Annotated in this window: 11 protein-coding genes; 6 read left to right on the top strand and 5 right to left on the bottom strand. The window is 61.0% G+C overall.

Annotated features, from left to right (window positions below; genetic code table 11):
- Nucleotides 1-170: 170 nt before the first annotated feature.
- On the top strand, nucleotides 171-2,201 hold the full coding sequence (locus PW792_15110; GenBank protein MDE1163251.1) for a hypothetical protein: 2,031 nt from the start codon (nucleotides 171-173) through the stop codon (nucleotides 2,199-2,201).
- A gap of 79 nt (nucleotides 2,202-2,280) precedes the next feature.
- Here PW792_15110 and PW792_15105 read toward each other — a convergent pair whose 3' ends face one another.
- Nucleotides 2,281-2,934, bottom strand: coding sequence for a MerR family transcriptional regulator (locus PW792_15105; protein MDE1163250.1), 654 nt, complete (start codon nucleotides 2,932-2,934; stop codon nucleotides 2,281-2,283).
- A gap of 179 nt (nucleotides 2,935-3,113) precedes the next feature.
- Between PW792_15105 and PW792_15100 the strand changes: the two genes are divergently transcribed.
- Entirely contained in the window at nucleotides 3,114-4,199 is a 1,086-nt protein-coding gene (locus tag PW792_15100; protein ID MDE1163249.1) for a site-2 protease family protein, read from the top strand.
- Here PW792_15100 and PW792_15095 read toward each other — a convergent pair.
- Both PW792_15095 and purM read right to left on the bottom strand, forming a co-directional pair.
- Nucleotides 4,196-4,873: a formyltransferase family protein gene (locus PW792_15095; protein MDE1163248.1), complete on the bottom strand. Its 678-nt coding sequence runs from the start codon at nucleotides 4,871-4,873 to the stop codon at nucleotides 4,196-4,198. The genes PW792_15100 and PW792_15095 overlap by 4 nt on opposite strands.
- Before the next feature lie 90 nt (nucleotides 4,874-4,963).
- Nucleotides 4,964-6,019 carry a phosphoribosylformylglycinamidine cyclo-ligase gene (gene purM / locus PW792_15090; protein MDE1163247.1) on the bottom strand — a complete coding sequence of 352 codons (1,056 nt, stop codon included), beginning with the start codon at nucleotides 6,017-6,019 and terminating at the stop codon, nucleotides 4,964-4,966.
- Nucleotides 6,020-6,172: 153 nt separating this feature from the next.
- Here purM and hemL point away from each other — a divergent pair, with 153 nt between their 5' ends.
- Entirely contained in the window at nucleotides 6,173-7,489 is a 1,317-nt protein-coding gene (gene hemL, locus PW792_15085) for a glutamate-1-semialdehyde 2,1-aminomutase (GenBank protein MDE1163246.1), read from the top strand.
- 237 nt (nucleotides 7,490-7,726) lie between these two features.
- Here hemL and rpmA read toward each other — a convergent pair whose 3' ends face one another.
- The gene (gene rpmA, locus PW792_15080) at nucleotides 7,727-7,990 is read right to left on the bottom strand and encodes a 50S ribosomal protein L27 (GenBank protein ID MDE1163245.1); all 264 of its coding nucleotides are present in this window, start codon (nucleotides 7,988-7,990) and stop codon (nucleotides 7,727-7,729) included.
- A 27-nt stretch (nucleotides 7,991-8,017) separates the two neighbouring features.
- Nucleotides 8,018-8,341, bottom strand: coding sequence for a 50S ribosomal protein L21 (gene rplU / locus PW792_15075; protein MDE1163244.1), 324 nt, complete (start codon nucleotides 8,339-8,341; stop codon nucleotides 8,018-8,020).
- A gap of 190 nt (nucleotides 8,342-8,531) precedes the next feature.
- Here rplU and PW792_15070 point away from each other — a divergent pair, with 190 nt between their 5' ends.
- The 3 genes from PW792_15070 to PW792_15060 all read left to right on the top strand — a co-directional run bounded on the left by PW792_15070 (nucleotide 8,532) and on the right by PW792_15060 (nucleotide 12,054).
- Nucleotides 8,532-9,974 carry a hypothetical protein gene (locus PW792_15070; protein MDE1163243.1) on the top strand — a complete coding sequence of 481 codons (1,443 nt, stop codon included), beginning with the start codon at nucleotides 8,532-8,534 and terminating at the stop codon, nucleotides 9,972-9,974.
- A gap of 136 nt (nucleotides 9,975-10,110) precedes the next feature.
- Nucleotides 10,111-10,566, top strand: coding sequence for a dUTP diphosphatase (gene dut, locus PW792_15065; GenBank protein MDE1163242.1), 456 nt, complete (start codon nucleotides 10,111-10,113; stop codon nucleotides 10,564-10,566).
- Between the two features lie 102 nt (nucleotides 10,567-10,668).
- Nucleotides 10,669-12,054 (top strand): Nramp family divalent metal transporter, encoded by a 1,386-nt coding sequence (locus tag PW792_15060; protein MDE1163241.1) that lies wholly within the window; start codon nucleotides 10,669-10,671, stop codon nucleotides 12,052-12,054.
- Nucleotides 12,055-12,076 lie beyond the last annotated feature (22 nt).

The following is a 12,076-nucleotide window of genomic DNA, read 5'->3' as shown; positions in this document are numbered from 1 at the left end:
CGCGAATTTTGAGTGCCTTTCAAGGCATCCCCTGTTCCCTGTGTGAGAGCTCCGTTGAGAGTTTTCAGGAACATACGCGACCGACGTGTGCTGATCTGCAGGGTCCGCCGTTGCGTGCACCCCGGCTTGTCCGGCAGCAATGGCAGTACCTCAATTTCTGGGAGATACCGATGAAGATGTCACGCTTTGCCTCGCGCCCTGCGAACCTGCTCTCCAGCGCAGCTTTGCTCGCGCTCGTACCTGTACTCAGCGGATGCGCGCTGGGGACGCTGAACCTCTCCGGGCCGGAAGCCTCGAACGGAACGCTTGCGATCAAGGGCCGCGCTTTCGGTGGTCTGCAGCCTGTGATTGGCTCGACGATTCAGGTCTACACGCCCGGCACGACGGGCTATGGAACGGGTGCAACGCTGGTCTCTACGAGCTCGGCCACGACCGATAGCAATGGCTTCTTTAACCTGACGGGCACGTACACCTGCGCCTCGTCAACGGAGCCGGTGTATGTGGTGGCGACGGGTGGCAATCCGGGGCTGAGCTCCGGCACCAACAACGCGGCAATCAAGCTTGTGCTGGCGTTCAGCACCTGCTCGGCGCTGCAGAGCTCGAGCTATGTATGGATCAACGAAGTGACGACGGCGGCTGCGGCTTACTCGCTATCGCAGTTCGCGACGACGTCCACAACAGGGCTTTCGGCAAGTGGTGTGATTGGCGCTCCGAACACGACGCAGGCGCAGCTTGGGCTGGCGAATGCGTTTGGCACGGTGGCGAACCTGGCTGGTTCGGCCGATGGCAATGCGGTGACGACGAAGACGCTTACCAGCTCGCTGGGCAGCATTACCGTGACGCCCGAGGCTGCGAAGCTGAACACGGTCGCGAACATCCTCGCGGCGTGTGTGAACTCGGATGGCAGCGGCGACTCGCCGTGCGCGACGCTCTTCGGTGGCATTACGCCCAGTGGTGGAACGACGCCGACCGACACGTTCCAGGCTGCGGTGATGATGAATCTGAATCCGACGCTGGGCCTGTCTACGCTCTATGGTTTGCAGACGGCGACTTCGCCGTACATTGCCAACTCGCTGTCGGGCACGCCGAATGACTGGTCGCTGGGTGTCAACTTCTCGGCTGGCCTGAGTGCGACGCAGACGCTGATCAATGGAGCGAACGGCATCGCCGTGGACTCGGGTGGCAACGTCTGGATCATCAACTACAACAGCTCTGCAACTGCGACGGAGTCGATGACGGAGTTTAGCCCGAACGGAACGCCGCTGGTGAATCCGTTCAGCTCGGGAGCGACTTCGCCGGCGAGCATGGCGGCGGCTTCACCTCGCAATCTGGCGATCGATACAAACAACAATGTTTATGTGACGACCAGTTCGGGTAGCGGCTATCTGTTCCAGTGGAATCCGACGTCCTCTACCGGCTCCTATATTGCTGTCGGCAGCCAGCCGTATGGCATTGCGATCGATGGGAGCAACAACATCTTCGTCTCGCATAACTCGGGTACGACGTACGGTTTTGAAGAGTACCTTGGCGGCACGCTGGCTGCGAGCAGCCAGTATCGCTACCCGTTCAACAGCATCAACCAGTATGCGGCGTTGACGACGACAGGCAACCTGTTCCTCGCGCAAGGTTCTACTGCTTCGGCTCAGGTGCTGCAGGCTTCGGCAATCACGCCGGGGTCGTGCACGACCGGACCTTGCACCTCGACCAACGACAGCTCGCTGGCGGTGACGTATACGCCGATCACTTCGGGAACGATCTCGACCCCGTATGGCCTGGCTGCAGGTAGCGGCGGTGGCATGTGGGTGAGCGATAACGGTGTCAGCTCGGTGACCTATATTGTCGGTGGCACGGGAACGAGCCTGGGGTCGTCTGCTTCATTCGCTACGCCACGCTACGTTGCGGTGGATGGCAATAACAATGCCTGGTTCACTAACCGTGGCACGACGAGCATCTCGGCGATCACAACGACGGGCACGATTCTTTCGCCCACGACAGGCTCCGTGGGCTTCCAACATACGGGCATGTCGACGCAGAACGGCATCGCGGTCGATCCTTCCGGGAACGTCTGGGTCGCAAACGGAGCAACGAGCACCTCGGCAGCAGCGCAGAACTCGATCTTTGAGATGGTGGGTTCGGCGGCTCCGACGGTGACTCCGATCTCGCTCGCGCTGAAGAACGGCACGGTCGGTGTTCGTCCGTAGTCTGAAAGCGGCTGGCTAAAACCACGAAGGCCCGGAGTGATCTCCGGGCCTTCGTATATCTGAGTGAGCTTGTAGCGAATCAGCAGGCCATCGGGCCGTCGTTGCCGTCATCGGAGACGCCGAAGAGATCGCGCTGGGGTGTGATCTGCAGCTTGGGCTTCATCGTTGTCTCGAGGCGAGGCATTGCAGGCTTTTCGAGCACGAGCCGAGGGCGCATCGTCTGCACCTTGCTTTCGAGAGGCGTGTGCGCAGCGGGGACCGGCTTTGCCAGCTGATTGAGCAGCGAGCGCATCTCTGCGCGCAGAGCGTTCAAGGTACGGTCGCGCTCGGCGTCGCTTACAGGAGTCAGTCGTGGAGTGGAGACTGTTGCGGCTTCCATGGCGGGTACTGGGGCGACTTCGGCCTCAGCCAACGCGGACGATGCGATCGTGGGGCCGAGTTCTGCCGGACGGGTTTCGTTCTTGAAGACCTGCCTTGCGCCGGGAATGGTGTAGCCCTGGTCGTAGAGAAGGCTCTTGATGCGCATCGCCATCTCGACATCGCGGCGGCGATAGAGACGCTGGCCGCTGCCACCCTTGTTCGGCTTCAGTTGCGGAAACTCTGTCTCCCAGAAGCGGAGAACGTAGGCCGGCACTTCGCAGAGACGAGCGACGTCGCCGATCCGGAAGTACAGCTTGTCCGGGATCTCCGGCGTGGCGGGTACGAGCTTGCGAATTGGATGATGCGTAGCCATCGAACAGGCTCAGTATAGGTCGGCAGCACCCTCCAGCAAGAGTGCTTTGTCGGGTTCCCCAAAGTGATATCGCCCAGGCAACGGGGAACCAGGGTAGTAAACATCGACCTGAAGCGCTACTTGAAGTGTTGTCGGGGCGCCATGGGTTTTGGACTGCTCCAGCCTAAAATGGAAGCACGATGTCCGATGAGTTTTTGAACGCGGAAGCCGCCGAAAACGGTGTTACCGACCCCGCAGCGATCCATAACTGCCCGGGATGCGAGATGTGGCTTGGCGAAGGCAATGTGCTGGCTTGCCCGGAGTGCCATACGCTGGTTTACGGCCAGCATCTGGCTGCCCTGGCGCATTTGGCACAGACGGCCGAGCAGGCCGGTAAGCTGCCCGACGCGCGGCAGCGTTGGCTGGAGGCGGAGCGTTGGCTGCCCGGCGACGCTCAGCAGGCGGAGCGCATCCGCGAACACATCGCTACGATCGATGCGCATCTGAAAAAAGAGCAGGACCGCGAAACGAAGTGGAAGAAGCGGTTGGGACCATTTGCTCCTGTAGCGCTCTTTCTGATCAAGGTGAAGAGCTGGATCTTTGTGCTCTTCAAGCTGAAGTTTCTGCTCGGCTTTCTGGGATTCTTCGCGTTTTACTGGGTGCTCTTCAGCTGGAAGTTTGCGCTGGGTTTTACTCTTTCGCTGGTATTGCATGAGTTTGGCCACTACATCGTGCTGCGCCGCCGAGGCTACAAGCCGGAGTTGCCGGTACTGATTCCGTTCGTGGGCGGATACGTGCGTTGGTTCTCCGGGGCGATCTCGCGGGAAGAGCTCGCGGCTGTTTCACTGGCCGGGCCGCTGTATGGGCTTTTTGCGGCACTTTTCTGCGTGCTGTTGTGGTGGATCTTCGGACATCCTCTCTTCCTGGTGCTGGCGAACGTCGGTGCGTGGATCAACCTGTTCAACCTGCTGCCGGTGGCCGGGCTGGATGGCTCAAAGGCTGTGTACGCGCTGAGCCGTCTGCAGCGTGGGCTCATCGCTTCTGTCTGCTTCCTCTTCTTTGGGCTGACCCTGAACGCGGCTGGCGGCGATCTGTTTGCGCCGGTGACGCAGTGGATGTTCGCCATTGTGGGTGCGGGCATGGTGTGGCGTTGCTTTACCAACGACGCGCCTGAGAAGCCGCACACTGGCACGATGATCTACTTCTCGGCACTGGTGGTGCTGCTCGGCTTTACGCTGCTGCTGACGTTGGGGCCGGTGAATGAGCTGCACGGATTAGGACGTTAGGCTTCGCTCTCCACGAGTTGGGGCGTGCGGCGGAAGCGGCGTCCTGAGAACTCATACTGCCCGGAGAGGTAGCGTTCGAGCGCGGTGATGTAGGTCCGGTGCTCTTCGAGCAGCAGCTTTGCGCTGAGGCTTGCGGTCGTGTCGTCGTCGTCGATTTCGACGACACGCTGGGCCACAATGGCGCCCCCATCGAGCGAGTCGTTGAGCAGGAAGACGGTGCAACCGGTGATGTGGACGCCGTACTCGAGGGCCTGTTCCACCGGATGTGAGCGGGCAAAGGCAGGAAGCAGCGAGGCGTGAACGCCGAGCACGCGACCCTCCCATTGGCGGAGAAAGCCTGAGCTGAGCGTGCGCAGGTAGCCAGCCATGCAGACGATGTCTACGCGCAGTCGTCGCAGTAGAGCGTCGATGGCATCTTCGTGGTCCCGCTGTTCGCGGCCGCGGCCTTCCATGGTGACGGTTTGCAGGCCCGCAGCGCGGGTATCTTCTGCTCCTTTGGCTCCGGGGATATTGCAGACCACGATGGCGATCTCGCAGTGGCGTAGGACTCCATCGCGGATGGCGTCGCGAACGGCCAGCACATGTGAGGCGCTGCCGGAAATAAGAAAGGCGAGTCGTGTGGGGCGGATTTCCGCTCCACTGTCGGCGTGTTCCAGAAGCGTGTTGTCGTTCAAAGGCGTCCTGTTCTCAGCGGGTGGGATGCAAGGCAATGCCACAGTACAGACAAGAGGAACCTCGGGGTGTTTTCGCTGCGCTGCCGTGGCTTAGCGATAAACAACGTTCTTTTGCGAGCTTCGAACGATGCGACCCAGCACAAAGCTCTTTTCGTTTATGCGAGAGAGTATCAGACGCGCGGCCTTTACTTCAGCGGCAGGAAGAATTACTACCAGACCGATTCCCATATTGAACGTGGCGAGCATCTCCGGTCGCGATAGAGCGCCTAGCTGGGCGAGATGTTCGAAGAGCGGTGGTGGTTCCCAGGAGGCGAGGTTGACCTCCGCGCCGAGACCTTTGGGCAACACGCGCGGAAGGTTTGCGCTCAGGCCTCCGCCGGTGATGTGTGCCAGGCCGCGGGTCTTCGGCAACAGCTTGCGAATGGCGGCGACGTAGGAACGATGCGGCCGCATCAACGCTGCGCCGACCTTGTCGCCGATCGCCGGGACGTACTGCCCGGCGGTGTACTTCGCTTCGTCGAAGAGCAGGCGTTGCGCCAGCGAGTAGCCCTCACTGTGCAGGCCGGTGGAGGGCAGAGCGAGCAGTACGTCGCCCTCTTCGATCTGCTGGCCGGTGATGAGTTGCGAACGGCTGGCGACGCCGATGGCAAAGCCTGCGAGTTCGTAGCTGGCGTCGCCGCGGAAGAGCGCAGGCATCTCGGCAGTCTCTCCACCCAGTAATGCCATGTTGTTCGCTTTGCAGGCGTCCACAAGTCCCTGAGCGACCTGCTGCACGACGTCGGCGTTGAGCTTGCCCGCAGAGATGTGGTCGAGAAAGAAGAGCGGCGTGGCGCCCTGCACGGCAAGGTCGTTGGCGCAGTGGTTCACCAGGTCGGCGGCGACGCTGGCGTGCAGGCCTAGAGAGGCGGCAAGCTGCAGCTTCGAGCCGATGCCGTCGGCAGAGGCCACGAGCACGGGGTCGGGGAAGCGCACGGTATCGAGAGCGAAGAGTCCGGCGAAGCCGCCGAGTTCGCTAAGAACGTTCTTGGAGAAGGTGCGGCGAGCCAGTCCGCGAACGCGATCCTTGGCTTCGGAGACCCGCTGGTGCGCTGGCGATGCGTACTCCTGTTCGAGCGGCAAGGCCCGGTTTACGGCTCGTCCTGTCATGGTTGCTCCTCCGTTTCTCCCTCTCAATGTAAGCGAAGAATAGGCGAAGAATCGTGCGCTTGTGTGAAGAAAAAAACTGGCCCCAAGCCCTTGCCCCTGTTGCCTCGGAGGTGGTGCAAAGACGTTCTCGAGGGCCGCACCTATACTGGCTCTATGCCGTTTTCGCTTGAGAAATCCCAACAGTTGCAGCAGCGTGCCGAAGCCATTCTTCCCGGTGGAGTGGACTCTCCTGTGCGCGCGTTTCGCGCCGTCGGCGGGCATCCGCCGTTTGTTACCAGCGCCGAGGGCGCGTATCTGACGGACGCGGACGGCAACCGGTACGTCGATCTTTTTGGCTCGTGGGGCCCGATGCTGCTGGGCCATGCGTTTCCGCCTGCGGTGAAGGCGATCCAGGAGGCGGCGGCGCGCTCCGCGTCATTTGGCGCGTCGACCCCGGCGGAGGCTGAGCTTGCGGCGTTGGTGCAGCAGTGCTTCCCGAGCATGGAGAAGATGCGCTTTGTCAGCTCGGGCACGGAGGCCTGCATGTCGGCGATCCGGCTGGCCCGAGGGTATACGGGGCGTCCGTTTCTGATCAAGTTTGAGGGCTGCTACCACGGCCACGCCGACGCGTTGCTGGTGAAGGCCGGCTCCGGTGTCGCAACCTTTGGGATTCCCGGCTCTGCGGGCGTTCCGGCGGAGACGGCGATGCACACGCTCGCGTTACCGTACAACGATCTCGCTGCGGTGGAGGCGGCGTTTGCCTCGCACCCTGAACTGATTGCGGGCGTGATTCTGGAGCCGGTCGTTGGCAACGCTGGGACGATCGCCCCGGCAGAAGGCTTCCTGCACGGTCTGCGCGAGATTACCCGCCGCGAAGGTGCACTGCTGATCTTCGATGAGGTAATGACCGGTTTCCGGCTGGCAGCGGGTGGAGCGCAGGAGCTCTTCGGCTTCAACACGACGGAGTTGCAGCCTGACCTGACGACGCTGGGGAAGATCGTCGGGGGCGGGCTGCCAGTGGGTGTCTTCGGCGGCCGTGCGGAGATTATGGAGAAGCTTGCGCCGCTGGGGCCGGTCTACCAGGCCGGAACGCTGAGCGGAAACCCGCTGGCGATGGCGGCCGGTATCGCCACGCTGAGCTATCTGTTGGCGCACAAGGCAGAGATCTATCCGCTGCTGGAGCAGACGACGGCTGCCATTGCAGAGGGTGTGGCACGGCTGGCAGCAGAGCAGGGCATTGCTCTGACGACGAACCGCGTCGGCAGCATGTTCACCTTGTTTTTCACGCCGAACGCCGTGACGGATTTTGCGTCCGCTGCAACCTCTGACTCGCAACTGTTTGGTCGCTTCCATCGCGCGATGCTTGAGCGCGGCGTGTGGCTGCCGCCGAGCCAGTACGAGGCAGCGTTTGTCTCGACGTCTATCGGTGAAGCGGAAGTAGCGGCGATTCTGGCTGCGGCCCGCGAGGCCTTCCACGAATTGGTGCGTTAGGCGCTGCTTTTTGTGGGCAACAAACAAAACGTCCCTGCCGAGGCAGGGACGTTTCATCGGCGTTGTACTACTCAGCGGCCGAGGGAGTTTTGTTCGCTACATCCCCTGAGGTCAGTAGCAAAGTGAAGCCAGCATATCCAGAGTCGTTTCGCATGTCATCTCCCATTTGGGAGGTTCTTTCATAGAACGAAAAAAGCCCGCGCATGGCGCGGGCTTTTTCGTGAATCGGTGTAGAGCTTAGGCGACTGCGATCGGCTCGATGGAGACGAAGCGGCCCTTCTGGCCCTTATCCTGGAACTTGACGACGCCATCGATCTTCGCGAAGAGCGTGTCGTCAGAACCACGGCCGACGTTGAGGCCAGCCTTCAGCGGTGTGCCACGCTGGCGAACCAGGATGGAGCCGCCGGTGACGGTTTCGCCGCCAAAGCGCTTTACGCCGAGGCGCTGTGCATTTGAATCGCGGCCGTTTTTGGAAGAACCAAGACCTTTTTTATGTGCCATTTGAAAAACCCCTTATAAATGTACGGCTTAGGCCTTGAAGCTCTTGCCGTTCACCTGAATCTCGTTGATTTTTACTTCGACGAAGCTCTGGCGGTGGCCCTGCAGCTTCTTGTACTGCTTCTTACGCTTGTAATGGAACACGAGGATCTTTTCGCCGCGGCCTTCGCCGACAACGCTGGCGAGCACCTTCGCGCCCGTCAGTTCCTGCTCAAACTTGCCCTCTTCGCCAGAGACGGCGAGGACGTCGGAGAACTCGAGCGAGCCGTTTTCGTGCTCGGACTTCTCAATCTTTACGGTGTCGCCAGGAGCGACGCGGTATTGCTTCCCGCCGGTGCGGATCACTGCGTACATGACTGTTTCCTTTTGCGGACGCGGTAATCCGCATCTGCCTGAACTTACAAAACCTGTATGTGAGGGAGGGAACTGAATCCCGGCCGGAACACTCAGGAAGCGCATTCGTACCTGCGCGCCGGTCTGCCCACTAGCCCAGCTGCCCATATAGTGAGACAGCTTCGCCAAACCATCTGAGTATACCGGATTTTTGCCGATTCGCAAATACTTGTTTGCCCGGAATCAGGTTTGCACAGGGAATGGTGCTATCGGGCCACTTGTCCGCTACTCCCCGAACGTTGCACCCTATACCCTTTTCTCCATGGCCTCTGCTGTTCCCTCCCGCTGGTACGAACGCCCACGCAACATTTTCTGGGTCGGTCTCGTCGTCCGCATTCTTTGCATTGTGGTCGCGCATAGCTACAAGGTGCGCGTGCGCGACGACCACTGGGAGTTTGGCTATGAGGCCGGGCGCATTGCGCGCAATGTGGTGACCGGCCACGGGTACTCCAGCCCGTTCAACGCGCCCAGCGGGCCGACGGCATGGCTGGCGCCGCTGTTCCCACTACTGATGGCGGGCTGCTTCAAGGTCTTTGGTGTGTATACGAAGCTGAGTGTTTTCGCCATCATGGTGATCGACTCGGTCTTCTCTGCGGCGACGATTCCGGCGGTGTATGAAATTGCAAAGCGGTGCTTTGACTCTCGCGGGCTGGCCCGTCGTGTCTCGACCATGGCTGCCCCGGTAGCGGTGTGGGCGGCGTGGCTGTGGGCGCTGCATCCAGAAGTGATCCAGTACCCGATGCACTGGATCTGGGAGATGTCGCTTTCCACGATGCTCTTTACCTGGGCGGTGGTCTTTGCGCTGCGTCTGCGCGCTGTGGGCGAAGGTGTCCACGAGGATTCGCGCGAAGCCAGCACGCTGGGACGGTGGCTGATGATGGGGCTCTGCTGGGGCCTGCTCGCGCTGTCGAACACCACGCTGCTGATCTGCTGGCCGGGTGTTGTGGGTTGGATTCTGTGGCCGCAGAAAAGTTATGGTCGCGCCTGGCTTGGTGCTGTTCTGAGCTTCCTGATGGTGTGGGTCTGTCTAGTGCCGTGGATTGTGCGTAACGAACGCACGATGCACGCGTTCATTCCAGCGCGGTCGAACTTCGGCATTGAGCTTTGGAACGCGACGGTCTGGTATCACGATGCGTTGCCGTGGGGAGCTGCCGTTCCGCTCTCGCCGACCGACCCGGAGTTCAAACTCTTCCAGCAGATGGGTGAGGTGAAGTACGCAAAGATGCGGCAGAAAGAAGCGATCGAGCACATCAAGGCCCGGCCGGATCTCTATGCCAAGTTTACGGCGTATCGCCTGCAGTACTTCTGGTTCATCTGGCGGCATCCTTCGGACGCAAAGGTGGTGCCCGAGACGTTGCGGCTGTGGAACTACGGCATCGTCTCGTTGTGCGGGCTCTTTGGCTTGGCGTTGGCTTTGAAACGCCGCGTGCCCGGCGCGTGGATGATGTTCTGGGTTTTTCTGCTGATGCCGATCCCGTACTACCTGGTCACGATTCAGGCGAGGTTCCGCTACCCGATGGAGCCGCTGATCTGCGTGCTGGGTGTGTATCTCTTCCGCTCGGCGCAGAGTCGAGCGAGAGAAGCGAAGGAGTAGGAAGGGCGAGGAAATAGGAGAGGCAAGGACGCAGGTTGCGCGCTTCCGTGGCCGCCTACTCTCTTTGCCTTTCCTGCTCTCCTTGCCTTTCCTGCTCTCCTTACCTCCTCGCCTTTCCGCTCCCTATACTGTCTTCATGAGCACCACCGAAAACATCGAACGTCCGCGCATCCTCGTGCAGCGCCTTTTGCCTAACGCCCAGATGCCTCGTTATGCGCATATCGGCCCCTACGGAGACCTCGCGGCTGACCTCTTTGCAGCGGAGGCCGCCACGCTGGCGCCGGGTATGACGCTGGCCGTGCGTACGGGCCTCGCAATGGAGCTGCCCTCGACGCACGGCGCTCTGGTGGAGGACCGTTCCGGGCTGGCGATTCGTGGCATTACGACGCTTGCGGGCGTGATCGATCCGGGCTATCGCGGCGAGTTGAAGATTGTGTTGACGAATCTTTCGGCTGAGCCGCAGATGGTCGCACCGGGACATCGCATCGCTCAGCTTCGCATCGTGCGTCGTATCGAAGCGATGTTTGAGGAGACCGATACATTGGCCGAAGCGCCTCGCGGTACGGGCGGCTTTGGATCGACAGGACAGTAAGCCAGAGACGTTTGTTGACAAGCTTTAACGGGGTACCGGGGAAGCTTCTGTCGTGCTGCGTTATGTGGTCTGTGTGGAAACCCGCGACTATACTGCGTAACAATGGCAGAACTTCACTCCGGCCCCGCTGACGCCGACCCAAGCGCCCAGGCTGAACTGGCGCAGTCACCGTCTGCTGAGGCTGCAGCGACCTCGCGAATCGAGCGCGCGTCGGCCTTCCGCGCTGACCGTCTTCGCTCGTACTTCGGGCCAGCCTTTGTTGCGTCCGTTGCGTACATCGACCCCGGCAACTTTGCCACCAACATTCTCGGCGGAGCGCAGTTTGGCTACCGTCTGCTGTGGGTGTTGTTGTGGTCAAACGCCATGGCAATCCTGATCCAGTATCTGAGCGCGAAGCTTGGCATTGTGACCGGCAAAACCCTGCCGCAGAACTGCCGCACGCACTTTGGCAAGCGCACCAGCTTCTGGCTGTGGGTGGCGGCGGAGATTTCCGCCGTCGCTACGGACCTCGCGGAGTTCCTGGGCGCGGCGATGGGGCTCGATCTACTGATGGGACCTGCGCTGATGGCGCATGGATTCTCGGCGATTGGTTCGCTGATGTTTGCGGCCCTGATTGCTACGGTTGCGGTCTTTGCGATCCTTGCGCTCGACCTCGCGGGCTACCAGTGGCTGGAGCGCGGCATCATGGGGCTGGTCGGCGTGATCGGCCTTTGTTACGGCTTCGAAGTCTTCCTGGTGCATCCTGACTGGCAGCGCGCGTTTTTTGCCGCGCTCGTGCCGACGTTCGACCGTCATGCGTTGAGCGGAAGCGTCTATGCCGCGGTGGGAATGCTGGGCGCGACGGTGATGCCGCATGTGATCTATCTGCACTCTGCGCTGGTGCAGCCGCGGTTGACAGAGTTGGCTCCGCCGCCGAAGCGGGCGCTGCCGAACATCCTGAGGCAGTACCTGCACTTTGAGCTGATCGAGGTCTTCGTCGCGATGAACGGCGCATGGCTGATCAACTCCGCGATGATTGTGATGGCGGCGGTCGCGATGTTCCGTGGGCCGTCGTTTTCGCCGACGATTCAGGACGCGTATCGCACGCTGGGGCCGCTGCTGGGACGTGGTGCGGCGGTGGTGTTTGCCGTCGCTCTGTTGTGCTCCGGGCTTTCGAGTTCGACGGTTGGTGTGATGGCTGGGCAGGTAATTATTGAGGGCTTCCTCGAGGTGAAGTTCCCGATCTTCCTGCGGCGCTTCATTACGGTGGTTCCCGCGCTGATCGTGATCGGTGCAGGGTGGGACCCGCTGAAGATTCTCATCGGCTCACAAGTGTTGTTGAGCTTCACTCTTCCTGCGGCGCTCATTCCTCTGCTGCTGCTGACGCAGCGCAAGAGCGTGATGGGTGACTTCTTCTCGGCACGTCGCACGCGCATCGCCGGATGGACGATTGCGGGGTTGATCCTGGCCTTGAATGCGGTGCTGCTGGTTCAGGTGGCGACGGGGTAAGGTCAACTTATTATGGTGTAAA

Source organism: Acidobacteriaceae bacterium (assembly GCA_028283655.1).
Taxonomy (GTDB): domain Bacteria; phylum Acidobacteriota; class Terriglobia; order Terriglobales; family Acidobacteriaceae; genus Granulicella.
The sequence above is the reverse complement of the archived record's forward strand: the minus strand, read 5'-3'. Positions and strand labels throughout refer to the sequence as shown.

Bases quoted from the DNA above. Each gene is read 5' to 3' on its own strand.
- PW792_15105 (MDE1163250.1), bottom strand. From the start codon at position 2,934: ATGGCTACGCATCATCCAATTCGCAAGCTCGTACCCGCCACGCCGGAG.
- purM (MDE1163247.1), bottom strand. From the start codon at position 6,019: ATGACAGGACGAGCCGTAAACCGGGCCTTGCCGCTCGAACAGGAGTAC.
- rpmA (MDE1163245.1), bottom strand. From the start codon at position 7,990: ATGGCACATAAAAAAGGTCTTGGTTCTTCCAAAAACGGCCGCGATTCA.
- PW792_15060 (MDE1163241.1), top strand. From the start codon at position 10,669: ATGGCAGAACTTCACTCCGGCCCCGCTGACGCCGACCCAAGCGCCCAG.
- hemL (MDE1163246.1), top strand. From the start codon at position 6,173: ATGCCGTTTTCGCTTGAGAAATCCCAACAGTTGCAGCAGCGTGCCGAA.
- rplU (MDE1163244.1), bottom strand. From the start codon at position 8,341: ATGTACGCAGTGATCCGCACCGGCGGGAAGCAATACCGCGTCGCTCCT.
- PW792_15110 (MDE1163251.1), top strand. From the start codon at position 171: ATGAAGATGTCACGCTTTGCCTCGCGCCCTGCGAACCTGCTCTCCAGC.
- PW792_15100 (MDE1163249.1), top strand. From the start codon at position 3,114: ATGTCCGATGAGTTTTTGAACGCGGAAGCCGCCGAAAACGGTGTTACC.
- dut (MDE1163242.1), top strand. From the start codon at position 10,111: ATGAGCACCACCGAAAACATCGAACGTCCGCGCATCCTCGTGCAGCGC.